This is a genomic window from Serratia sp. YC16, from assembly GCF_009707615.1.
Lineage (GTDB): Bacteria > Pseudomonadota > Gammaproteobacteria > Enterobacterales > Enterobacteriaceae > Serratia > Serratia surfactantfaciens.
On sequence record NZ_WLYN01000002.1, the window covers coordinates 1 to 23,442 of the forward strand.

The 23,442-nt window shown below is 61.4% G+C and carries 19 protein-coding genes and 2 other RNA genes; 9 read left to right on the top strand and 12 right to left on the bottom strand.

The annotated features are described in order from the left end of the window. Nucleotides 1–17: 17 nt before the first annotated feature. The 4 genes from GKN89_RS07400 (at nt 18) to pnuC (ending at nt 2,407) form a co-directional block, all read left to right on the top strand. Nucleotides 18–140: non-coding RNA, RtT sRNA (locus GKN89_RS07400), on the top strand. 13 nt (nt 141–153) lie between these two features. Next, nucleotides 154–276, top strand: a non-coding RNA gene (locus GKN89_RS07405) — RtT sRNA. 323 nt (nt 277–599) lie between these two features. Next, the gene (gene nadA / locus GKN89_RS07410; RefSeq protein ID WP_154746685.1) at nt 600–1,661 is read left to right on the top strand and encodes a quinolinate synthase NadA; all 1,062 of its coding nucleotides are present in this window, start codon (nt 600–602) and stop codon (nt 1,659–1,661) included. Between the two features lie 20 nt (nt 1,662–1,681). Next, on the top strand, nt 1,682–2,407 hold the full coding sequence (gene pnuC / locus GKN89_RS07415; protein ID WP_019454027.1) for a nicotinamide riboside transporter PnuC: 726 nt from the start codon (nt 1,682–1,684) through the stop codon (nt 2,405–2,407). A 35-nt stretch (nt 2,408–2,442) separates the two neighbouring features. Here the strand turns inward: pnuC and zitB are convergent, their stop codons facing one another. Genes zitB through GKN89_RS07430 form a run of 3 tightly spaced genes read right to left on the bottom strand, consistent with a single transcriptional unit; the run spans nt 2,443 to nt 7,207 of the window. After that, nucleotides 2,443–3,405 (bottom strand): CDF family zinc transporter ZitB, encoded by a 963-nt coding sequence (gene zitB / locus GKN89_RS07420; protein ID WP_025160031.1) that lies wholly within the window; start codon nt 3,403–3,405, stop codon nt 2,443–2,445. Beyond that, the gene (locus tag GKN89_RS07425; RefSeq protein ID WP_154746686.1) at nt 3,405–6,605 is read right to left on the bottom strand and encodes a transporter substrate-binding domain-containing protein; all 3,201 of its coding nucleotides are present in this window, start codon (nt 6,603–6,605) and stop codon (nt 3,405–3,407) included. The genes zitB and GKN89_RS07425 overlap by 1 nt, the downstream gene beginning before the upstream one ends. Then, entirely contained in the window at nt 6,602–7,207 is a 606-nt protein-coding gene (locus GKN89_RS07430; RefSeq protein WP_154746687.1) for a response regulator transcription factor, read from the bottom strand. Before GKN89_RS07430 ends, GKN89_RS07425 begins: the two co-directional genes overlap by 4 nt. Before the next feature lie 212 nt (nt 7,208–7,419). Here GKN89_RS07430 and aroG point away from each other — a divergent pair, with 212 nt between their 5' ends. The 3 genes from aroG to GKN89_RS07445 all read left to right on the top strand — a co-directional run bounded on the left by aroG (nt 7,420) and on the right by GKN89_RS07445 (nt 10,976). Continuing rightward, nucleotides 7,420–8,472 carry a 3-deoxy-7-phosphoheptulonate synthase AroG gene (gene aroG / locus GKN89_RS07435; protein WP_019454023.1) on the top strand — a complete coding sequence of 351 codons (1,053 nt, stop codon included), beginning with the start codon at nt 7,420–7,422 and terminating at the stop codon, nt 8,470–8,472. A 265-nt stretch (nt 8,473–8,737) separates the two neighbouring features. Further along, nucleotides 8,738–9,928 (top strand): YjgN family protein, encoded by a 1,191-nt coding sequence (locus tag GKN89_RS07440; protein WP_154746688.1) that lies wholly within the window; start codon nt 8,738–8,740, stop codon nt 9,926–9,928. A 7-nt stretch (nt 9,929–9,935) separates the two neighbouring features. Continuing rightward, nucleotides 9,936–10,976 carry a M48 family metallopeptidase gene (locus GKN89_RS07445; RefSeq protein ID WP_154746689.1) on the top strand — a complete coding sequence of 347 codons (1,041 nt, stop codon included), beginning with the start codon at nt 9,936–9,938 and terminating at the stop codon, nt 10,974–10,976. A gap of 52 nt (nt 10,977–11,028) precedes the next feature. Here the strand turns inward: GKN89_RS07445 and gpmA are convergent, their stop codons facing one another. The 9 genes from gpmA to modE all read right to left on the bottom strand — a co-directional run bounded on the left by gpmA (nt 11,029) and on the right by modE (nt 20,091). Next, on the bottom strand, nt 11,029–11,781 hold the full coding sequence (gpmA, locus tag GKN89_RS07450; RefSeq protein ID WP_019454020.1) for a 2,3-diphosphoglycerate-dependent phosphoglycerate mutase: 753 nt from the start codon (nt 11,779–11,781) through the stop codon (nt 11,029–11,031). Between the two features lie 215 nt (nt 11,782–11,996). Continuing rightward, a complete protein-coding gene (locus GKN89_RS07455; protein ID WP_025160028.1) occupies nt 11,997–12,344 on the bottom strand; it encodes a PsiF family protein in 348 nt (115 codons plus the stop codon). 197 nt (nt 12,345–12,541) lie between these two features. Beyond that, nucleotides 12,542–13,585 (bottom strand): galactose-1-epimerase, encoded by a 1,044-nt coding sequence (galM, locus tag GKN89_RS07460; protein ID WP_154746690.1) that lies wholly within the window; start codon nt 13,583–13,585, stop codon nt 12,542–12,544. After that, a complete protein-coding gene (gene galK / locus GKN89_RS07465) occupies nt 13,579–14,730 on the bottom strand; it encodes a galactokinase (RefSeq protein ID WP_154746691.1) in 1,152 nt (383 codons plus the stop codon). The genes galM and galK overlap by 7 nt, the downstream gene beginning before the upstream one ends. Continuing rightward, the gene (gene galT, locus GKN89_RS07470) at nt 14,727–15,779 is read right to left on the bottom strand and encodes a galactose-1-phosphate uridylyltransferase (protein WP_063918919.1); all 1,053 of its coding nucleotides are present in this window, start codon (nt 15,777–15,779) and stop codon (nt 14,727–14,729) included. Before galT ends, galK begins: the two co-directional genes overlap by 4 nt. A 285-nt stretch (nt 15,780–16,064) precedes the next feature. Then, nucleotides 16,065–16,886, bottom strand: coding sequence for a CPBP family intramembrane glutamic endopeptidase (locus GKN89_RS07475; RefSeq protein ID WP_063918920.1), 822 nt, complete (start codon nt 16,884–16,886; stop codon nt 16,065–16,067). 167 nt (nt 16,887–17,053) lie between these two features. Continuing rightward, nucleotides 17,054–17,626, bottom strand: coding sequence for a cysteine hydrolase family protein (locus GKN89_RS07480; protein ID WP_019454014.1), 573 nt, complete (start codon nt 17,624–17,626; stop codon nt 17,054–17,056). A 95-nt stretch (nt 17,627–17,721) separates the two neighbouring features. Continuing rightward, nucleotides 17,722–19,209 (bottom strand): molybdate ABC transporter ATP-binding protein ModF, encoded by a 1,488-nt coding sequence (gene modF / locus GKN89_RS07485; RefSeq protein WP_154746692.1) that lies wholly within the window; start codon nt 19,207–19,209, stop codon nt 17,722–17,724. Nucleotides 19,210–19,299: 90 nt separating this feature from the next. Next, entirely contained in the window at nt 19,300–20,091 is a 792-nt protein-coding gene (modE, locus tag GKN89_RS07490; protein ID WP_154746693.1) for a molybdenum-dependent transcriptional regulator, read from the bottom strand. Between the two features lie 188 nt (nt 20,092–20,279). Between modE and GKN89_RS07495 the strand changes: the two genes are divergently transcribed. Both GKN89_RS07495 and GKN89_RS07500 read left to right on the top strand, forming a co-directional pair. Beyond that, complete coding sequence (locus GKN89_RS07495) at nt 20,280–22,442, top strand: TonB-dependent siderophore receptor (RefSeq protein ID WP_154746694.1); 2,163 nt, start codon at nt 20,280–20,282, stop codon at nt 22,440–22,442. A 4-nt stretch (nt 22,443–22,446) separates the two neighbouring features. Next, a complete protein-coding gene (locus GKN89_RS07500; RefSeq protein ID WP_370520175.1) occupies nt 22,447–23,442 on the top strand; it encodes an ABC transporter substrate-binding protein in 996 nt (331 codons plus the stop codon).

The following is a 23,442-nucleotide window of genomic DNA, read 5'->3' on the forward strand; positions in this document are numbered from 1 at the left end:
ACCACTCTTTAATAGAGTAAGGTGTTAAATCGTCAGGATGAGAACCTTAGAGGTTCGAGTCTCGCAAAGCGAGACAACATCACTCCGGTGATGGCCCGAAGGGCGAGGCCAAAGGCCGAGTTATCCTGCACGACCCACCACTCTTTAAAAGAGTAAGGTGTTAAATCGTCAGGATGAGAACCTTAGAGGTTCGAGTCTCGCAAAGCGAGACAACATCACTCCGGTGATGGCCCGAAGGGCGAGGCCAAAGGCCGAGTTATCCTGCACGACCCACCAATTCAGGAAAAAGCGCCTTTTGGCGCTTTTTTCGCATCTGTAATCCCGCACCCGAATCTTCTGCTTTCTCGTTTCAACACCGCAACGTTCTGCATCTCGTCCTTCTCTGAACGCTATACGTTCTCACCGGGGCATTATCTGCAGCGATTTGCGTGGTCAACGTCTATGTTTTTTAATCCATTAAACACTGAGTGCGCAAATATGAAAATATCAGCGGACTTTTCGCGCGATTTTAGGTATTTTGTTTAGTATATAAAACCAAGGGCGTTGCGGCAGGGAGATATTCACGCGGCAGGCGCCTAGCCTAGCATGAGATTGCAGCGATGAGTGAAATGTTTGATGTCAACGCGGCGGTGTATCCCTTCCCGCCGAAACCGGTACCGCTGGACGTAGCGGAAAAAGCCTTTTATCGCGAGAAGATCAAAACCCTGCTCACGCAGCGCAACGCGGTAATGGTCGCCCATTATTATACCGACCCGGAAATTCAGGCGCTGGCGGAAGAAACCGGCGGCTGCGTGGCGGACTCTCTGGAAATGGCGCGCTTCGGCAGCGCCCATCCGGCTTCCACGCTGTTGGTGGCCGGCGTGCGTTTCATGGGGGAAACCGCCAAGATCCTCAGCCCGGAAAAGCAGGTGCTGATGCCGACCCTGTTTGCCGAATGCTCGCTGGACTTGGGCTGCCCAGAAGAAGAGTTCCATGCGTTTTGCGACAGTCATCCCGATCGCACCGTGGTGGTCTATGCGAACACCTCGGCGGCGGTCAAAGCGCGCGCCGACTGGGTGGTGACCTCCAGTATCGCCGTCGAACTGATCGAGCATCTGGATAGCCTGGGCGAGAAGATCATCTGGGCGCCGGATCGCCATCTCGGCAGCTATGTGCAAAAGCAGACCGGCGCCGACGTGTTGTGCTGGCAAGGCGCTTGCATTGTCCATGACGAGTTTAAGACCCAGGCGCTGCGGCGCATGAAGGCGCTCTATCCGCAGGCGGCCATCCTGGTGCATCCCGAATCGCCTCAGGCGGTGGTCGAGCTGGCGGATGCGGTGGGATCGACCAGCCAGTTGATTCAGGCGGCGAAAACATTGCCGCATCAACAGCTGATCGTCGCCACCGATCGCGGTATCTTCTATAAGATGCAGCAGGCCTGTCCGGATAAGGAGCTATTCGAGGCACCGACCGCCGGAGAAGGCGCGACCTGCCGCAGCTGCGCACATTGCCCGTGGATGGCGATGAATGGCCTGAAGGCGATTGCCGAAGGGCTGGAGCAGGGGGGCGCACAGCATGAGATCCACGTGGCCGCCGCGCTGCGTAAAAAGGCGCTGGTGCCGCTGAACCGCATGCTGGATTTCGCCGCTCAGCTTAAGATGCAGGTTAAAGGCAACGCTTAACCGTTTAAAAGGATGACCTCATGAGCTTCTTCAGTACCAGCAATATTCTGGTGCATATTCCGCTTGGCGCAGGCGGTTACGATCTGTCGTGGATCGAAGCCATCGGCACGCTGTTCGGATTGCTGTGCATCTGGTACGCCAGCAAGGAAAAGATCATCAACTACCTGTTCGGCCTGATCAACGTCACGCTGTTCGCGGTGATTTTCTTCCAGATCCAGCTGTACGCCAGCCTGCTGCTGCAGCTGTTTTTCTTCGGCGCCAATATTTACGGTTGGTATGCCTGGAGCCGCCAAACCCAGGATAACCAGGCCGAGCTGCAGATCCGTTGGCTGCCGCTGCCGAAAGCGTTGGCCTGGGCAGCGGTTTGCGTCATCGGCATCGGCCTGATGACCTTCAACATTGACCGCGTGTTCGCCTGGCTGACGCAGATTGCGGTGGCGGTGATGCAAGGGCTGGGGCTGAACGTACAGATGCCTGAGCTGCAACCGGATGCGTTCCCGTTCTGGGATTCGGCAATGATGGTGCTGTCCATCGTGGCGATGATCCTGATGACGCGCAAGTATGTAGAAAACTGGCTGCTGTGGGTGGTTATCGATGTCATCAGCGTGGCGATTTTCGCCTACCAGGGCGTGTACGCGATGGCGCTCGAGTATGTCATTCTGACGCTGATCGCCCTGAACGGCTCCTGGCTGTGGATCAAGAGTGCCGGGCGCAACCATTCCAATCCGTTGTCTTCCGCTCCCTGACAACGCAGAGGGCGCCGTGATGGCGCCCTCTTGGTTTAATGGCGATGTCCCAGGTGGGAGTGCGCTTCGGCATGTGAGTGTTCACTCGGCTCCGGCGCCCGGTTGATGCCGCAGTCCGGCGTCTCGCAGTGCCGGTATTCCATCTGAATGGTCACGTGGCCAATCTTGTAGTGCTCCAACAGATAAGCCTGAATGCGTTGCAACAGCCCATCGTGGTCATGCGGCGGGATCACCTGTGCATGCAACGTCATCAGCTTCTGTTCGCCGATCTGCCAGACGTGCACGTGATGGATGTTGCGCACTTCCGGGATGTTCAGGCACAGATCTTTTTGCAGCTTGGCGATATCGACCTCCTGCGGCGTGCCTTCCAGCAGCTCGTGGAAGCTTTCCTTCAGCAGCCGCCAGGCGCTGCGCAGCACCAGACAGGAGACCAGCACCGACAGGATCGGGTCAATCGGCGTCCAGCCGGTGGCGAGAATAACGATGGCGGCGGCGATGGCGCCCACCGAGCCGAGCAGATCGCCCAGCACATGCAGCGCGGCGGCGCGCACGTTGATGTTCTTCTCTTCGCTGCCGCGATGCAGCAGCCAGAAGGCGAACAGGTTAGCCAGCAGCCCCGCTATGGCGATGATCAGCATCGGGGTACCCATCACCGGCTGCGGTTCAAAGAAACGCTGTATCGCCTCCCACAGGATGAATACCACGATCACCAGCAGCGCCGCGGCGTTGAGGAAGGCCGCCAGCGTAGTCAGACGCAGATAACCGAAGGTGTGGCGCGCGTTGGGTTTGCGTTGGGAGAAGTGCACCGCCATCAGTGCCACCAGCAGCGCGGCGGCATCGGTCAGCATGTGGCCGGCGTCGGCCAACAGCGCCAGCGAGCCCGACCAGAGACCGCCAATCACTTCGGCCACCATAAAGACGGCGGTGACTAAAAAAGCAGTCAGTAGGCGTTTACTATTACTGTCTTTCGGCAGGTGTTGGTGTGGAGTGTCCGACATTATTCATCCTTATGCATAGCGAAAGAGGGGGCGGCAGTGAGCAGAGCATCCAGCTCCGGCAATATCTGCGCCACTAACGCCTCTAATTTAGTATAAGCGGTGCCGGCAAGCTCGCCCCGGCGTGCGGTTTCCACCAGTTGCTGGCACAGCTGCGCGGCTTCCGGCAGCTGCAGCATCAGCAGGCTGCCCTTGATACGATGCGCAGCCTGCTCCAGGTGCTGCCAGTCGTTTGCGGCGACGGCGCTCGCGAGTCGCTGGCGGTCTTGCCGTAGCGTATCGCTGAGCGTCTGCGCCAGCCGCTGCATCATGGCGCGATCGCCATCCGCCATCTCTGCCAGCGTTTGCCGTAAGTCAGTAAGGACTGACTTTTTCTCCTGAGTCTGTGGTTGCTGAGCCAGTATCTGGCCGATCGCCGCCAGTGAAATCGGCTTGGTCAGGAAGTGGTCGATCGCCACCAGTGCAGGTGGGATGCGGGTGAACTCCTGCACATCCGCCGAACAGAGCACGATGCGGCAAGGCGCGCGTTGCAGCCGCTGTTCGTCGCGCCGGATCAGCCTGGCGAGCGTCAGGCCGTCGGGGCGCGGCATGTTATAGTCGATAAACAACAGATCGAACGGCTGACGACGCTGGGCCTTCAGCAGCGCATAACCTTGCTCAAAGCGGGCGGGCTGCAGCCCGAAATGGCGCAACTGGCGCTCCATCAGCAACAGATTGGTGGGGTGATCGTCGATCAACGCGGTACGCAACGAGGAAGACGGCAGGGCGAGGGGCCGCTCCTCCGGGGCGACAACCGGCGACGCGCCGCCCAGCTCAACCGGTATCGCTACCTCGACACGGGTGCCGACGCCCGGCTGCGATTGCAGCTCGATGCGGCCACCCATCTGCTCGACGATCTCCTTGCAGATCGACAGCCCCAGGCCCGTGCCTTGCACCGAGATGCGCTGCGCGCCGCGCGCGCGGTAAAACGGTTGGAACAGCTTGCCGAGCTCATCGGCGGCGATGCCGCAGCCGCTGTCGTTCACCGTCAGATGCAATACCCCCCGCAGCTCATCCTGCGCGCGCCAGCCGACGCCGACCTGAATGGCACCGCGTGGCGTAAACTTTATCGCGTTGTTTATCAGGTTGTTAGCTACCTGAAGTAAACGCTCACCATCAATGACCACCGCCTCCGGCAGCGCCGGATCCGCCACCACGCTCAACGTCAGCGGCCGTTCGCCGATCAGCGGCCGGTAGAGAGCGTCAATGCGCGCGACCCAGGGGCGCAGCGCCACCGGTTTCGGCGCCAGCGTCAGCGAACCGGTTTCCAGCCGGGCGTGATCCTGCAGGTCGTTGAGCAGGTTGAGCAGCGAAGAGGCAGAACTGTAAATCACTGGCAGGCCTTCCGGCGCGGGTTGGCGTTTGAGCTCCAGCTCCAGCAGGCCGAGAATGGCGTGCATCGGCGTACGCAGTTCGTGGCTGACGGTGGCGAGGAATTTGCTCTTCATGCGGTTTTCCGCTTCGGCGCGGCGGCGCGCCTGCTCAAGCTCTTCGCGTTCGCGTTTTTCTCGGCGCTGCAGCATGAAACGGCGCAGCGTCAGCGCCAGCAGCAGCACGGTGGCGGCGGCCAGCAGCGCCAGCAGCCAGGTGGTTTGCGGCGGCATGCGGTTGTCGTTCACCGCGTCTATCAGGTTGCTGCGATCGACGATCCATTCGTCGCGCAGCGATTGCAGAGTGTCCGCCGGGATCTGCATCAGGTTCTTATCGAGGATCGCCAACAGCAGCGGCTGATCGCGGCGTACGCCGAAGGCCACCGGATAGGGAATGTTGTTGGCGGCGAAGGCCAGCTTGATGGCGCCGGAATAGCGCGACAGCGCCAAAAAGTTGGCGGAGATGACGTTATCCACCAACGCATCCAGCTGACCGTTGGCCAGCGCGTCATACATGGATTTGCTGTCGGCGAAGCTGATGGTCTGTTCCCGCCCCGGCACCAGCCCTTGAGCCAAATCGCCCTGCAGCACACCGATGCGCTTACCGGCCAGATCGTTCCAGGTCGAGATGCCGTTGGCGTACTGGCCGACGTAAACGCCCCACAGCGAACGGTGGATAGGCATGCTGGCGCCGTAGCGCGCCTTGACGCCGCGCGCCAGCGGCAGGGCGGCGCGGAAGCTGGCCTGGTCGGACTGCACCAGCTGATCGGCTTGCTCGGCGTTGCGCGCCCACAGCGGCGCGAAACGCAGCCCGGTGTTTTGCGCGATGATGTTGAGAATATCGATGGCGTAGCCGCGCGGCTGGCCGTCGGAACCGCGATAGGCGAACGGGAAGTTGTTCTCGATGGCGGCGTAGTAAACCACGCGGTGGCTCGCCACCCAGTTTTTCTCCATCGTCGTCAGATCGGCATTGCCGGTGTCGAGGTAGCTGGGGATCTTTTTACTCCAGCGGCTCTGCAGGGCGTTCATCAGTTCCATCGGCGCGTCGGCGATGGCGGTGTCCAGCGTGTCTATCAGCCGTGGGTCGGCGGCGGCGAACACGAAGGACAGATTGCCCAGGTTCTCGTTGCTTTCAATCTGATAGAGCTGGCCGAGCTGCAGCTGGTCGATGATAAAGCTGGCGCTGGCCTCGTCGGCGATAAAGTAGTCGCTGCTGCCGTTGAGCAGCGAATAGACCGCCTGCAGGTTGTTGTCGTAACGCTGGATCTGTGACGCCACCGCCTGCAGGGCGCCGCCGGACTGCATGTCGGTCAGCGCGCCGATCGCGACGCGGGCGTTGGCGGAATTGAGCATCACCGGCCGATCGTTGCTGCGATCGCGCAATACGCGCAGGTTGCTGACGTAATAGGGCTGGGAAATTTCCAGGCCGTGCAGCGCTTCACTTTGCGGGATGCCGTACAGCAGATCGACCTTGCCGTCGTGCAGCGCCTGCTCCAGCTGCGTCAGGTCGGCGAAGCCGTAAATGGCGAAGCGGATGCCGGTCACCTGCTGGATATAGCCGAGGTAGTCGGCGTTCAATCCGTACAGATCGTCGTCCACGATGATGTTGTACGGGCTGGTGTTCTCGCTGATGATGCCGACGCGCAGCGTACGATCGCGCCAGGGGTTCTTCTCGCCGACGATCAGCATGTTCTCGGGGGTATTCAGGTTGCTGACCAGCTGATAGCGCACCGGTTCCGCCGCCTGCGCCAGGCCGCACCACAGCAACAGCAGCAGCAGGGCGCGGCGCATCATGGCGCCAGCTCTTTAAACACCGCCGCCAGTTCCAGCAGGTTGCCGGCGCCGGTTTTGCGCTGGATATTTTTCTTGTGGGTGCTGACGGTCTTGTTGCTGATGTGCAGCAGGTCGGCGATCTGCAGATTGGACAGCCCCTGGCTCAGCAAACCCAGCACCTCGAGCTCCTTGGGCGTGAGCTGCCCGCCGTCCGCCGTCGGCGCTTCTTCGGTCAGCGCGGCGGCGGGGAAGTGGGTTTCTCCGTCCAGCACCTGCTCGATCGCCTGTACCAGGTGCGCCAGCGAGCTGCCTTTATTGACGAAACCGTTGGCGCCGGCGGCATGGGCCATGCGCGCATAGACCTCGGCTTCCTGCGCGGTGTAGATCAGGATCGGCTGCTGCGGGTAGCGGCGGCGGATTTTTTTCAACAGCTGCAGCCCGTCGACCTGCGGCAGGCCGATATCCAGGATCACCAGGCCGAAAGCGGCCTCGGCCAGCAGGGCCAGCGCCTGAACGTCGTCCTGCGCCGCCTGCAGGCGGTAGGGGCGGGATGATTTCATTAGCGCCGCTTCCAGTGCGACATGAACCACCGGGTGGTCATCAACTAATAACAGAGAGGGCATGTTCAACTCGGGTCACTTTATATTCCGATCGCTAGCATAGCGAAAAAGGAGGCTCTGCGCTCCCCTGATGAAACAGCACAATCTGCTGTTAATTTGGCGGTTCCAGCGGCGGGGGGCAAAGGTGATTTACAGCGCCATTCTCACAGGCTAGATTGTTGGGATCTACACCGTTACGCACTGCGAAAGACCCCACGATACCGAATGGAAAAGCTATGAATTACCAAAACGACGATTTACGCATTAATGATATTAAGGAACTCCTGCCGCCGGTGGCTTTGCTGGAGAAATTCCCGGCCACTGAACGCGCGGCAAAGACGGTGTCCCAGGCCCGCAGCGCAATTCACAATATCCTACGCGGTAGCGACGATCGCCTGCTGGTGGTGATTGGCCCTTGCTCTATCCATGATACCCAAGCCGCCAAAGAGTACGCGGGGCGTCTGCTGGCGCTGCGTGAAGAGCTGAAGGGCGAGCTGGAAGTGGTGATGCGCGTGTACTTCGAAAAACCGCGCACCACCGTGGGCTGGAAAGGCTTGATCAACGATCCGCAGATGGACAACAGCTTCAACATCAACGACGGCCTGCGCCTGGCGCGCAAACTGCTGGTGGAAATCAACGACAGCGGCCTGCCGGCTGCCGGCGAATTCCTCGACATGATCACGCCGCAATATCTGGCGGATCTGATGAGCTGGGGCGCCATCGGCGCGCGCACCACGGAGTCGCAGGTGCACCGCGAACTGGCCTCCGGCCTCTCTTGCCCGGTCGGCTTCAAGAACGGTACCGACGGCACCATCAAGGTGGCGATCGACGCCATCAACGCCGCCGGCGCGCCGCACTGCTTCCTGTCGGTAACCAAGTGGGGCCACTCGGCGATCGTTAACACCAGCGGTAACGGCGACTGCCACATTATCCTGCGCGGCGGCAAAGAGCCGAACTACAGCGCGGCGCATGTGAAAGACGTCAAAGCCGGCCTGAGCAAGGCCGGGCTGCCGGCGCAGGTGATGATCGACTTCAGCCACGCCAACAGCAGCAAACAGTTCAAAAAGCAGATGGACGTGAGCGCGGACGTTTGCGGGCAGATTGGCGGCGGTGAAAAAGCGATTATCGGCGTGATGATCGAAAGCCACCTGGTGGAAGGCAACCAGAACCTCGAAAGCGGCGAACCGCTGGTTTACGGCAAGAGCGTAACCGACGGCTGCATCGGCTGGCAGGACACCGAAACCGTGCTGCGCGATCTGGCGGCGGCGGTGAAAACGCGCCGCGGTTAATCGCCAATATGAGAAGGGCCCGGCAGCGGGCCCTTGTTTTTTCCAGCCACTGTGTTCCTCCCTGCCGCCGGCTAATTTAAGGCTTACAATTAACAGGCCAATTAAATCATTAAGCAGCCGCCTTCGCATTATTCCTATTTAATAAAAGAGTCATTGTCACTGCTCGCGGCATTGTGCTTATATAAGACGATTTTTTATTCCGCAAACCCCACATGACTAATAAGTGGGGAGCGGCATGACCTATTCCTTTCAGGACGAAAGAATTATGACAAGCAATACCTCGCAGCCGCTGGGGCTGCACAGAATTAAATTCCATGGGAAAGGTGGCGAGTACTTCGCTATTTGGTTGGTCAACGCATTATTGACCATCGTGACCCTGGGCATCTATTCCGCCTGGGCGACGGTGCGTCGCCGTCGTTATTTCTACGGCAACACGGAATTGGACGGCGATCGTTTCGATTACCATGCGCAACCGCTGCAAATTCTGAAAGGGCGGCTGTTGGTGATCGGCGGCATCATCGTGTTTTATATCCTGCTGGCGGTGACGCCGCTGCTGGGGCTGCTGGCTTTGCTGGTGTTGCTTGCCCTGCTGCCGTGGATCGTTATCCGCAGCTGGCGCTACAATGCGATTATGTCGAGCTATCGCGGCGTGCGTTTTAATTATGTCTGTCGCACCGGGCGCGCTTATTGGGCGTTGCTGTTCTGCCCGCTATTGCTGATTATCGGGCTTTATGTCGGCTTAATCATTTTACTCAGCATTGGCAGCGGTTTTGACAGCATCAACGCCATCAGTTTGATGCTGGTGTTGACGCTGCTGTTGGCCGTGCCGGCATTCGCCGCCGTCAACGGTATTATTAGCGCACTGCAGCACGATCTGTACGTCAATAATCTGTTCTTCGGCCGCACGCCGTTTATTGCCGAGCTGAAAAAGTCGGCCTTTATCAAATTTGCCTTGATCGGCCTGCTCATTTTCCTGCCATTCATGTTGGCAGCGCTGGTGTGCATGGGGTCGTTCATCCTGTCCCTGTACCAAATGGTATTGATGGGTATATTGACGAATGAAACTGCCGATTTGCTGGTGCTGGAGAATATTGGCAGCCTGCTGCTGATGATGGTGGTGCTGCTGATTGGTGCCTTGATCGCCGGCAGCTATCAGGTTGTCGCCCAACGCAACTATCTGTTTAACCAGACGGCGTTGAACGGCAACATCAAACTGCGTTCTTCCATGCAAACGCTGCCGTATATGGGGCTGCTGATCACCAATACCCTGATCACCCTGTTTTCGCTCGGTTTCGCGGTGCCGGTGGCGGAAGTGCGCCACGCCCGTTATCTGGCGGAATGCACGACGGTTGAAGGCGATCTGGCGTTGCTGGACATCACGGCGCATCAGGAAACCGCCAACAGCGCGGTGGCCGAAGAGGCGGTGCAGGCGCTGGATCTGGGCGGCAGTTTCTGAGGCGCCGATGATCCTCCAGGGCGCCTACCAGTTGCCGGGGCGGGCCGCGCGCGAAGCGGCCCGCCTGCTGGTGAACGAAAGCGGCGAGGGTGTAACGCTGCAGCGGCAGGATGAGCAGCGCTACATTCCCTTGGCGGATATCGCCGTTTCTGACGCGCTGGGCACGATTCCCTTGACGCTGACCTTCAAAGGCGGCGGGCGGTTTGTGCCGGACGACGACGCGGCCTTCCGCCGCTGGTTTTATCAGCGCCGTCCGCCGGGTTGGGTGCATCGCCTGGAGCGCCACAAACGCGGCGTCGCGCTGGCGCTGCTGATGACGCTGCTGGCGGTCGTGGCTTACGTTTACGTGGTGTTGCCGTGGGCGAGCAGCGAGATCGCCATGCGTATCCCCACCTCGGTGGAACAGACGCTGGGCGAACACACGCAGACGTTTTTGAGCCAGAGCGGCTTCAAGCCCTCTGCACTCCCGGCCGAGCGGCAGCGGGCGTTGCAGCAACTGTTCCGGCAGGTGATGCCGGCCGAAATGCGCCAGGAGCGCACGCCGCTGTCGCTGAAACTGATGGCGGCGCCCGGTGCGCCAAACGCCTTTATGTTGCCGGACGGCACGCTGGTGATCAGCGATGGGCTGGTTGCGTTGTCGAAAAACGACGATGGGCTGGCGGCGGTGATGCTGCACGAAATGGGGCATCATGCCCATCGCCACTCGATGCGCATGCTGGTGCGCTCGTCACTGGTGGCGTTGACGCTGATGTGGATGACCGGCGACGTCAGCGGCATTGGCGACACGCTGCTGCAGTCCGCGTCCTTCGTGAATGAGATGCAGTTTTCCCGCGGGATGGAGCGCGAGGCGGATGGCTTCGCCATCGCGCAAATGCAGCGGCAGGGGCGTTCGCTGGCGGAAATGGCGGCAATCTACCGCGCATTGGCGCAGGCGCCTGAACGAGAAACGAACGATGGCTGGGCGCTGCCGGCCTGGCTCAGCACCCATCCGGCGATGCAGGAGCGGCTGGAGGCGGTGAACGAGGCGATGGCGCAACAGCAGAAATAAAAAAGCCCCCGGTGAAAACCAGGGGCTTTTTCGTTACCGGGAACGGGCGAAATTACTTCGCTTTGCCCTGGTTCGCCACGGCCGCCGCTTTTGCAGCGATCTCGTCGGCGTTGCCCAGGTAGTAACGTTTGATGGGTTTGAAGTTCTCGTCGAACTCATACACCAACGGCACGCCGGTTGGGATGTTCAGCTCGAGGATTTCGTCTTCGCTCAGGTTATCCAGGTATTTCACCAGCGCGCGCAGCGAGTTGCCGTGCGCCGCAACGATCACGCGCTCGCCGCTCTTGATGCGTGGCAGGATCTCTTCGTCCCAGTAAGGAATAACGCGATCGATGGTCAGCGCCAGGCTTTCGGTCAGCGGCAGCTCTTGCTCGGTCAGCGAAGCGTAGCGCGGATCGTGGCCAGGGTAACGTTCGTCTTCTTTGGTCAGCTCCGGCGGGGTCACCGCGAAGCCGCGACGCCATTGTTTCACCTGCTCGTCGCCGTATTTCTCAGCGGTTTCCGCTTTGTTCAGACCCTGCAGCGCCCCGTAGTGACGTTCGTTCAGCTTCCAGGATTTTTCGGTCGGCAACCAGGCCTGATCCAGCTCGTCGAGGATGTTCCACAGGGTGTGGATCGCGCGCTTCAGTACGGAGGTGTAAGCGAAGTCAAAAGTGAAGCCTTCATCTTTCAACAGCTTGCCTGCTGCTTTCGCTTCGGTACGGCCCTTGTCGGACAGATCAACATCATACCAACCGGTGAAGCGGTTTTCTTGGTTCCACTGGCTTTCGCCGTGACGCACCAGAACCAGCTTAGTTACAGCCATAGCTTAACTCCTTAATAATCTGACATTTCAATGATAACGAAAATCATTATATTGCCGCGGGCCGGGGCTCGGCAATCGATAGTGTCTAACCATAGCCAATTTCTTGCCGCAAAGTAAGGGCTGGCGAAAGGAAAAAGCTGAATCGTTCAGGCTGGCGCTGCGAGGGAGAAACGGCGCGCCGAAATCGCTTCGTGCGCGCCGTGGCGTGGGGTAAATCAGGCCGATTTTTTCAGGCAGTTGCTCATGAAGGTTTTACGCGCGTCGCCCTTCAGATTCTTGGTCTTGGCGTCGGCGTTGCAGGTTTTCATTTTCTGCTGCTGCGGCGTCAGGGTTTTGCCCGTCGCGGCGGTGCCTTCAGATTTCAGGCAGGTGCTCATAAAGGTAGAGCGATCCGCGCCTTTCAGCGACTTGGTGGATGCTTGCTGGTTGCAATCGGTCATGCGTTTCTGCTGGGCCGCCTGCGCCGGCGAAGGCGTTTTCGTCGCCGTCGTCGCGTCGGCCGCCATCAGATTGGTGCTCAACATTAAGCCCGCCAGCAATGGAAGTGCAGTAATCAGACGCATAGGTGTTCCTTCAGCTATTGATTGGCCGCCATCGGCCGAAAATTGTGACGTTGCACAAGGTGTTGTGCTTATCACGGTAGCCTGAGTGTAGTGCGCACTTTGGAATAAGGAAAGGTGGGTGCCGGCGGGGGGAGAGCGCTAAAAGGTAAGCATTTATAACAAATCGCCCCCGGCCGCACGGCGAGGGGCGTGGCGGGTCAGATAGGATAAAACTGATAATGCGTGGCGCTGCGGTAGCGGTTCCCCGGTTGCAGCCAGCAGTCCGGCTGCGGCCATTCAGGATGGTGCGGGCTGTCCGGCAAAAATTCGCTTTCCAACGCCAGGCCGGCGTGGTTGGCGTAGCTGCCGCCGTCGCGCGCCGGCGTGCCCGCCAGATAATTACCGCTGTAGAGTTGCAGCGCGGGCGCGTCGGTAAACACGCTCATCTGCACTTGCCCGTCGGCGGACCATAAATGGGCCGCCGGGCACTCCAGCGCGCCGCAGGTACGGTGCAGCAGAAATGCGTGATCGTAACCTTTGACCCGCTGCTGGTCGCGATCGCGCAGAAAATCCTGCAGCAGCGTTTTCGGCTGGCGAAAGTCCATGCCGCTGCCGTCCACCGCCGTCAGCCCGGCGCAGGGAATGCCCTCGGCGTCGACGGGCAGATAGCGATCGGCGAACAGCTGCAGCCGCTGGGCGCGGGCGTCGGCGTCGGCGCCGTCCAGGTTGAAATAGGCGTGGTTGGTCAGGTTGACCGGGCAGGGGCGATCGACCTGCGCCAGATAGCTGATTTCTACACGATTGTCGTGAGTCAGGCGGTAGCAAACCTGCACGTCGAGGTTGCCGGGGAAGCCCTGATCGCCATCCGCTGAATGCAGCGCATAGCAGACCTGCTGCGCATCATGCTGCACCCGGCGCCAACGGCGGGCATGAAAACCGTCGGGGCCGCCGTGCAGCTGGTGGGCACCCTGATTGGCGGCCAGCGCATGGGGTTTCCCGCCGATGGACAGATTGGCGTTGGCGATGCGGTTGGCGTAACGGCCGACGGTGGCGCCCAGATAGGCGCCCTGTCGTTGGTAGTCCGCCGGGCTGCGGCAACCCAGCAACAGCTCGCGCTTTTCACCGGATTTGAGCGGCAAGACGGCGGACAACCAGGTGGCGCCCCAGTCCATCAGCGTCACCGTCATGCCGCCGGCGTTTTGCAACTGCGTCAGTTGGTAAGGCTGCCCATCGGGGGCGGCTGCCGCCGTTGCCGTCAGCATGGGCCGGCGCCTTGCGAAGCCTGGCAAACATAGAAGGTTTCCCGCAGCCCACCGGTTTGCCGCGGATACTCGTGCGCCACGGCGGCACGCACCGTCTCCACGAGATCCTGCGGCATCAGCGCGACGATGCAACCGCCAAAGCCGCCGCCGGTCATGCGTACGCCGCCGCGCGGGCCGATCGTCGCTTTGACGATCTCGACCAGCTTATCGATAGGTGGCACGGTGATTTCAAAGTCGTCGCGCATCGAGGCGTGAGACTCCGCCATCAGCCGCCCCATGCGTTGCAGATCGCCGGCCGCCAGCGCGTCGGCCGCCGCCAGCGTGCGGGCATTCTCGCTGATGACATGGCGCGCGCGTTTGGCCACCAGCGGAGCCAGCTGATGTTGACGCGCTTCGAACTGTTCGGGGCTGACGTCGCGCAGCGCCTTGACGCCAAAGAAACGCGCTGCTTCTTCACACTGTTTGCGGCGGGTGTTGTACTCGCTGTCCACCAGCCCGCGTTGCACATTGGAGTTGATGATCACCACCGCGACGTTGTCCGGCATCGGCACCGCACGGGTTTCCAGCGAGCGGCAGTCGATCAGCAGGGCGCTGCCGCGCCGGCCGAGCGCGGAGATCAGCTGGTCCATGATGCCACAGTTGCAGCCGACGAACTGGTTCTCCGCTTCCTGACCGTTCAACGCCAACGCTACGCCGTCCAACGGCAGCTGATAAAGCGCCTGCAGCGCCTGGCCCACTGCCACTTCCAGCGCGGCGGAGGAGCTGAGCCCCGCGCCCTGCGGCACATTGCCGGCGATCACCAGATCCGCGCCGCCGAAGTCGGCGCTGCGGCGCTGAAGATGCTTCACCACGCCGCGCACATAGTCAGACCAGCGCTGATCGGGATGGCTGACGATCGGATCGTCGAGCGAGAATTGATCCTGCTGATTCTGGTAATCGGCGGCCAGCACCCGGATCTGGCGGTCGTCGCGCTTGGCGCAGGCGATGACGGTTTGGTAATCGATGGCGCAAGGCAGCACGAAGCCGTCGTTGTAATCGGTATGCTCGCCGATCAGGTTCACCCGCCCCGGCGCCTGGATGGTCAACGCCGGCGCGTAGCCGAAGTGTTCGGTAAACAGGGAATGGGTAAGCGGTTTCAGGCTCATGCTTGGGCTCCGGCTTCACGGTAATGAATATCGCTGACGGCGCGCAGACGCGCTGCGGCCTGTTCGGCGGTCAGGTCGCGCTGGGTTTCCGCCAGCATCTCGTAACCGACCATAAATTTGCGCACGCTGGCTGAACGCAGCAGCGGCGGGTAGAAATGGGCGTGCAGCTGCCAGTACCGGTTGTCGGCGCCGTTGAACGGCGCACCGTGCCATCCCATCGAATAGGGGAAGGAGCACTGGAACAGGTTGTCGTAACGGCTGGTCAGCTTCTTGAGCGCTAGCGCCAGATCTTGGCTTTGCGCCGCGCTGAGATCGGTGATGCGCTGCACCGCCGCCTTCGGCAGCAGCAGCGTTTCAAACGGCCAGGCGGCCCAGTAGGGCACTACCGCCAACCAGTGTTCGGTGTTCACCACGATGCGTTCGCCTGCGGCCAGCTCGCGCTGCGCATAGTCCAACAGCAGTGGGGACGCGTATTGCTGGAAATAGTCGTGCTGCAGGCGATCTTCGCGCTCGGCCTCGTTCGGCAGGAAACTGTTGGCCCAAACCTGCCCGTGCGGGTGTGGGTTGGAGCAGCCCATCGCCGCGCCTTTGTTTTCAAACAGCTGCACCCAGGGATAGTGTTTGCCCAGCTCAGCGGTTTGCGCCTGCCAGGCGGCGACCACCTGCTCCAGCGCCGGCAGCGTCAATTCGGGCAGGGTCTTGCTGTGATCGGGAGAGAAGCAGATCACCCGGCTGACGCCGCGCGCGCTCTGGCTGCGCATCAGCGGATCCTGGCTGTCGGGCGCTGGCGGCGTATCGCTCATCAGCGCGGCGAAATCGTTGGTGAAGACGTAGGTACCGCGGTAATTTGGATTGCGATCGCCGGTGACGCGTGCGTTGCCCGGGCACAGGAAGCAGTCTGGATCGTGCGCCGGCAGCGTTTCCGTGGGGACTGCCTCCTGCTGGCCCTGCCAGGGGCGTTTGGCGCGGTGCGGTGAGACCAGCACCCACTGACCGCTCAGCGGGTTGTAGCGGCGGTGTGGATGATCGATAGGGTTGAATTCCGTCATACGGTTCCTTTCTTGGCGTCGACGAGGGTGTAATCGCTTCCAACTGCCGTCTTGACACGCCCGTTGCTGAACAGGGAGAGGACAATGCGCAAAAAGATAGCATGGCTACTGCGATAAAAAGGTGATCTAACGCGAAAAATGGAATCGTTTACACTTCAATGGAAAGCACCCGACTTGCGGACAGAGGCTGATTGTTGAGTGGCTCGAGACGTTGTGGTGCGATATTGATGATAGCGTTTTCACCCGCTTGGCCGGCAGAGAGGAGATCTCTGCCGGCGTCGGGCGTTAAGGGTGCTGATACAGCGGGTAGGTGAAGAACAGCAGGTGAGTCAGGTTAAGCCCGAAGTGGAACAGAATCGGCACCCACAGGCGGCCGCTCCACATCCACGCCAGGCCGTAGATCAACCCGGCCAGGGTGGCGAAGATCACCATCAGCATGCCGCCGGCCAGATGCGCGGCGCCGAACACCAGGGCGGCGACGATCAGCGCTGGCCAGGCGCCCAGCCATTGGCTGAGACGTTGCTGCAGGTAGCCGCGAAACAGCGCTTCTTCGGCCATGCAGACGAAGAACAGGTTCGCCATCACGAACGGCAGGATCCAGGCGGGCGCATGCAGTTCGATTTTTAAACCGCCCAGCGCTACGGCCAACAGCAACAGCGCCGGTACGCTGACGATCAATGCAATCCAGGAACCCGAGGCGGCGTTTTTTTCCGCTTTATCGGTTCTGAACAGCGTTGGCAAGCAGGCGAACAGCAGGAAAGGCACCATTGCCTTATCGAAGTTGTAATACATGGTGAACGGCGCGCTGAGCGGGCCGGCTTTTTCGCCGTCGATCATCAGCTGGTTGTGGATGCCCGGTACCAGATGCAAGAACAGCGCCACGCAGCCGGCGACCACCAACCCTTCCAGCGCGATTGCCAGATTGCGTTGCGCGCGAAAATGGTGACGCAACCCCGCCAGCGCCACGATCGCCAGCAGATAACTCAGGCTGAGCGGCGTCAGCACCCCATGATAAAGCCCCATGCCCGCCGAGGCGGCCAGGATCACCCAGGCTATCAGCCGGTTATACGGCAAGAAAAATAACGAAGCAGCCAGAACGCCCCACATAATATGTCCCTTTAAAATATGTACACGGCGCTCAGCGCCTTTGCGGCGTGCGATGATGGCGAAATTGAGCGCTAAAGCGGATAGTAGCACACCAGAATGACGCTAAAGGTCGGGGCAGTGATGGATTTGTGCATGTTGCCGGCCCACACGACCGGCGACAACGCGGGTTAGCCTTTCATCCAGGCCTGCGAACGGGTGATTTCGGCCAGGTTTTGCAAGGTATCGAGGCTTTGCTGGTGGATCTCCTGCGTGGGGGCCGCGCACAGGTCTTGCAGCACGGTCACCTGGAAACCGGCGTCGTGCGCCTGACGCGCAGTGCTCTCGATGGCGAGCGGCGTGCTGACGCCCGCCAGCAGCAGATGATGGCACCTATGCTGGCGCAGCCAGGCTAACAAATTGTTACCGGAGAAAGCGCTCACCGCCGTTTTTTCAAACTGCAGATCGCTCTCTTCCTGATGCAGTTCGGGCGACCAGCGGCAGCCCGGGCTGTTTAACCGCAGCGCGCCGATCTGTTTGAGATGGTTGAACAGCGGCGAGTGGGGCGGAATGTCGTGATAATCGTCGGCGAATCCCACCCGCACCCAAATCACCGGGATTTTTCGCACCCGGGCATAGGCCGCGGCGGCATTGACGTTGGCGAGCAGGTGGGTCGCCGCCACCTGTTCGCGGCAGTGGTTGGCGCGCCCTTTGGGCCCGATCAGATCCTCGATCAGGTCGATGATAATCAACGCAGCGGACATGGCGTCTCCAGAAAATGGCCTTCTTTCTTTCTATGATAAAAGGCCAAATGTGATGTGCTGCGGTGAAGTGTTGCCGGATATGTTTCCGCCACGTCCTAGATGGAGGCTGCCGCCAGCCGCTGATGTTGGTAGCCGTAGCCGCCCTCGCCATCGGGCACGAAGCTGAGGCGATGAGTGATGCACTGCGGCGCGTCTTCGGCATGGTGCGAGACGAACAGCAGCTGGGTGGCGCCCTGGCCGATCAGCACATCGATGAAGCGGCGCACCAGTTGGCGATTGAGCGGATCCAAGCCTTGCAGCGGCTCGTCGAGGATCAGCAGCGCCGGATGCTTCACCAGCGCGCGGGCGATCAGCGCCAACCGCTGTTGGCCCCAGGAAAGGCTGTGGAACGGGGCGTCACCGTGGGCGCCGTCGAGCCCGAGCAGCGCCAGCCATTGTTCGGTCAGTTGCCGCTGACGATCCGAAACCGCCTGATAAATGCCGATCGAATCGAAGAACCCTGACAGCACCACGTTGCGCACGCTGGTGTTGACGCGATAATCCAGGTGCAGGCTGCTGCTGACATAGCCGATATGGCGTTTGATTTCCCAGATGGTTTCCCCGCTGCCGCGCCGGCGGCCGAACAGCGTCAGATCGTTGCTGTAACCCTGCGGATGATCGCCGGTGATCAAACTGAGCAGGGTGGATTTGCCGGCACCGTTCGGGCCGACGATCTGCCAGTGTTCGCCGGGATTAACCTGCCAATTGAGGTGGTTGAGGATCGGCCGATCGTCATAACTGACCACGCCGTCGCGCAGGACGATCAGCGGACGATCCGTCGGCAGGGCGATCTTCTGTGTCGGATCCTCGGTCTCCGGCAGGGCCAGCCCGCTGAGATTTTCGCTGTGCGCCAGCTGCGCCACCAGCGCATCCGCCATCACCTGCCGGCGTGGCCCGCGGCTGGTCAGGGTGCAGTCAGCCAGCACGCCTACCTGCTTGACAAAGTCCGGTATCTCGTCAAAACGGTTGAGCACCAGCACCAGGGTTTGGCCCTGGGCGGAAAGCTCGCTCAGCAGCGCGGCGAGCTGCGTGCGTGAGTGCACGTCCAGTCCGTCGAAGGGTTCGTCGAGGATCAGCAGCTCGGGCTCGGGCATCAGCGCCCGGCACAGCAGGGTCTTGCGCGTTTCGCCGGTAGACAGGTATTTGAAGCGGCGCGTCAGCAGGCCGGTGATGCCGAACTGCGCGGCCAGCCGCTCACAGCGAGCGGCGTCTTTCACCTCTTCCTGAATGATCTCCGCCGCTGTGCGGCCGGTGTCGTCTTCGTCCGCGCTGAGCAGGTCGGTGTTGTTGCGTTGCCATTCGTCGCTGACCATTTTCTGCAGCTGCTCTAAGGAAAGGCGCACCGCATGTTGAAAATCGCTGCGGCGCTCGCCGCTCAGCAGAACCAGTTCGTCAGCCAGCGCGCGCGCCAGGGCGGATTTGCCGCTGCCGTTGGCGCCGACGAAGGCCCAGCTGTCGCCGGCCTGGATCGCCAGCGCGTCCAGCGTCAGGATGCGGGTATCGCTTAAGCGGAATGAACCTTGCGAAATGTGCAACGACGACATCACCTGTTCCTTTTTTTGCAATTATTTGCCTTAGAAATAGGCGCATTGCAGGGGGATGTCAATCAACAAAAACGCAACGTCACGTTGCGCTTAACACAACGTGGCGACAATCACGCGATCGGCGTTGAACAGGGCGTGTACGGCGTCGCCGACGCTCAGCCGCAGACGCTGCAGCTCCGTCGTCGTCAACGTGGCGCACAGGGTTTCGCCGCCCGCCAGCGTCACCAGCACCTCGCTGTGTTCAGCGCCCGGCTGAATGGCGGCCACCACGCCCGCCAGGGCGTTATCCGCGTCGGCGTTATCGGCCGCATCGACGCTTAATCGCACCCAGGGCGCCTTGATCAGCGCTAGCAACTCTTTGCCGGGCGCCAGCTGCAGCCGGTCGGCGCTTTGCTGGGTTATGGCCGCCGTCAGACGGGTGCTGCCGTCGTTCAACAAAATCGCCAGATGCTGCTGCACCTGCTGATGATCGCGTTCGATCACGGTGCCGAAAAACTGATTGCGCGCGCTGGTTTGCAGCGAAAAGCGCGAGATGGCCGCCAGCAGGCTGTCGAGCGGCAGATCGTCCTGCTGCAACACGTCGAAGGCTTTTTGCTGCACCTGGCCCAGCAGGTCATACAGTTGGATCAGCCGCTGGCCATAGTGCGTCAGCTGCGCGCCGCCACCGCCTTTCCCGCCGGTGGCGCGGTCCACCACCGTTTGTTCCGCCAGCTGATTCATCTCATTGATGGCGTCCCAGGCGCTTTTATAGCTAATGCCCGCCAGCTTGGCGCCCTGGCTGATGGAGCCGGTGTGCTGCACCTGTTTCAGCAGCGCGATGCGGCGCGGATCGGCGAACAGCTTTTGCTGGAGTTTGAGAGTCAGAAGAATTTCGGCCTGCATAGCGCATCCTGTCGGCGGCAAAAATCTTATTGTCGCCGATTTGGCGGCAAAGCGCCAAACGCAGTGCGTTGGAGAGCGAGGTAATAAAGACTGGTATTGCTTTGTTGTTATAATATAACATAACAGAAAAACGATAAGGCTTTACGCCGGCTGCGGCCGGTTTTTATTTCACCACAGGGATGCTCCACATGAGTACGACACGCCGGCGTCTTAGCGCGCCCAGAAAATCTTTATGCCTTGCCGCCGCATGGGTCGGCAGCGCCTTGGCGGCGCCGTCGGCTTTCGCCGCCGACTGCGATAAAGCCCGCAATGCCACGGGATGCGAAGAACATCTCACCGTGGAGGCGGCGTCCCCCGCCGGGCGCTACGATGCGTTGAACGCCGTGAGCCGCAGCGCGTCGCAGCTTGGGCTGACCGCTCAGGAGACGCCGCGCAGCGTCGACATCATCAGCGCGCGGGCGATCCAACAGCGGGGCGACCGCTCGCTGGCCGCCGCCGTCGAGCACGCCACCGGCCTGTCCGGCGTGGCCTCGCCGACGTTATCCAATAACTTTTCCGCCCGTGGTTTCCGGCCGATCGCCTGGCTGTATAACGGCGTAGAAATGCCCGGCAGCACGCTGCAGCTGGGCGATCCGGCGCATTACGACAGCATCGAGGTGCTGCGCGGGCCGGGATCGGCGCTGAACGGCCTGAGCGCAGCGGGCGGCAGCGTCAACCTGATCTCGCGGCGGCCAACCTTCAGCCGCCAGCCGTTCGAGCTCGATTATGGCCTCGGCAGCTACCGCAGCCAGCGCTTGCATCTGGGAGCCGGCGGTGCGCTGGTGGACGATGCGGTGGCGTACCGGCTGGACGTCAGCGGCAACGACAGCGGCAGCAACGTGCAGGACGAACGCGATCGGCAGAAACGGGTTTCCGGCTCGTTGCTGTTTAAGCTGACGGACGATGCGCTGTTGACGCTGAGCCTGGACCGCATGCTCAATCGTACCAACAACCCTTATTACGGCACGCCGCTGCTGGACGGACGCATCGCCGGCGAGCTGCGCGACATCAATTACAACAACCTGACCGACAGCCGCATCCAGAGCAACGCCACCGCATTTCAGGCCGGTCTGGACTGGTTTATGACGCCCGAAGTGGAATGGCATAACCAATTCTATTACTACAGCGGCTTTCGCGAATGGCGCAACGTCGAGCGTTTTCGCGTCGCGGCGGCGGCCCGGCTCGGCGACGTCAACCGCGACTCCTTCGGCGCCCTGGCGCATGACGACGATCTGATCGGCAACCGCAGTTCGCTGGTGTTCGATCGCGCCATCGCCGGTTTCGATAACCGGTTGCTGGTCGGCTTCGACCTGAGCAAGCGGCATTTCCAGTACTACTCCAACGGCTTCCCCGGCTCGGAAGATGTGCCGCTCGGCGCGCCGCCCAGAGAGTCGTTCGCTCAGGGTACTGACCGCCAACGCGCGCCGGTGCGCCATGTCACCCAGAACCAGTACGCCGCCTTTCTCGAGGATCGCTTCAGCCTGACCGAGCGTTTAGCGTTGCTGGGCCAGCTGCGCTACAACCATATGAACATGGACTGGCGCTTCCAGGGGCCGCAGGAAGAGAGCCGCGCGCATACCTACGTGTTCAGCACCTGGAGCCTGGGCCCCAGCTATGCATTGACCGATAACCTCAGGCTCTACGCCAACTACACCACCGGCCAGGAGCCGGGCAACGATCTGTTCTTCCTCGGCCCAACGCAGACCGACCTGCCGTTGACGCGGGCGCGCCAGTGGGAGGCCGGCGCCAAAGGGCAGTTCTGGGGTAACAAGGGCCAGGCGACGCTGGCGCTGTACGAACTGCGCAAGGACAACCTGTTTGTGCCTGACGCGCAGCGGCCGGATGCGTTGAACGCGGTAGGCAGGCAGACGTCGCGCGGCATCGAGCTTGGCGTGGTGCTGCGCCCCGACGAGCGCTGGGAGTTGGCCGGCAACGCCGCCTACACGCACGCCCGCTACGACGACTATCGCGGCGGCAGCCCGCTGCGCAGCTACAACGGCAATCGCCCGGCCTATATCCCGGACTGGACCGCCAATCTCAGCGTGCATTATCAGGCGACGGCGCGCCTGGGGTTGGCTTCTTCGCTGCGCTACGTCGGCAGCAGTTACAACGACGACGCCAATCAGCGCAAGATGCGCGCGTACACCACGCTCGATCTGGCGGCGGACTATCAGCTTACGCCGATCGTCGATGTCGGTTTTCGCATTCGCAATGCCACCAACCAGCTGTACGCCTATCAGCGCACCTACCCGGATCAGGCGCTGATCGCGCCGCCGCGCAGCTATGAAACCTTCGTGTCGGTCAGGTTCTGACGGCGTGAAACATTCGTTTTACTCGCTGCTGTATGCCCTGGGCTTGATGTGGGGCGTTTCGCTGCCCGCCAATGCCGTCAGCCTGCAAAATTGCGGGGTAACGCGCGATTACCCACAGCCGCCGCAGCGGGTGCTGGTCTACGCCAATCCGGCGCTGGAAAACCTGCTGGCGTTGGGGCTGGTTGACCGGGCGATTGGCGTGGTCGGGTATGACCGCGCGCTCGATCCCGCGCCGACGGTGTCGGCCGATGCGTTGCGGGCGCCCATCAGCCCGGCGCCGCCCACGGCGGAAGCGTTGCTGCTGATGCGGCCGGATTTTGTCTATTCGGCCAGCTATTACTGGCTGCACAGCCCGGAAACGCCCGATCGGACGCGGCTGGCGGAATGGGGCATCGGCACCTACCTCTCTCCCGGCGCCTGCAGCGGCCAGCAAAGCGCGATCGCCGCCGCGTTGACGTTCGAAGACATTTTCACCGAGCTGCGGGAGCTGGCGCGCATTTTCAACGTCAGCCGCGCCGGTGAAGCGCTGATCGCGCGGCTGCGCGGGCAGTTGAGGGCGCTTGAGATGCAGCGCGCACAGCTGCCGCATTTGCGGCTGCTGTGGTGGTATGCCGGCGCGCAGACGCCCTATGTGGCCGGCTGCTGCGGTGCGCCAGGTTTGCTGAGCCGCGGCGTCGGCAGCGAGAACCTGTTCGGCGATCTGCCCGAGCTGTGGCCGACGGTGTCCTGGGAGGTCATCGCCGCGCGCGATCCGGATGCGATCGTGCTTGGCGATCTGCCGCGCGGTGGTCTCGGCGACAGCGCGGCTGACAAGATCGCCTTTCTGGAACATCACCCGCTGACCGCCAGGCTGCGCGCCGTGCGTCAGCGGCGCTACGTGATCCTTCCCGGTTACGACATGGACCCTTCCGCCCGCACCGTGGCGGCGCTGGGCCGTTTGATTCGGGGCCTGGCGGCGTTGCCGCCGCAGGTGCCGACTTTTTCCAACAAGGAACCTTGA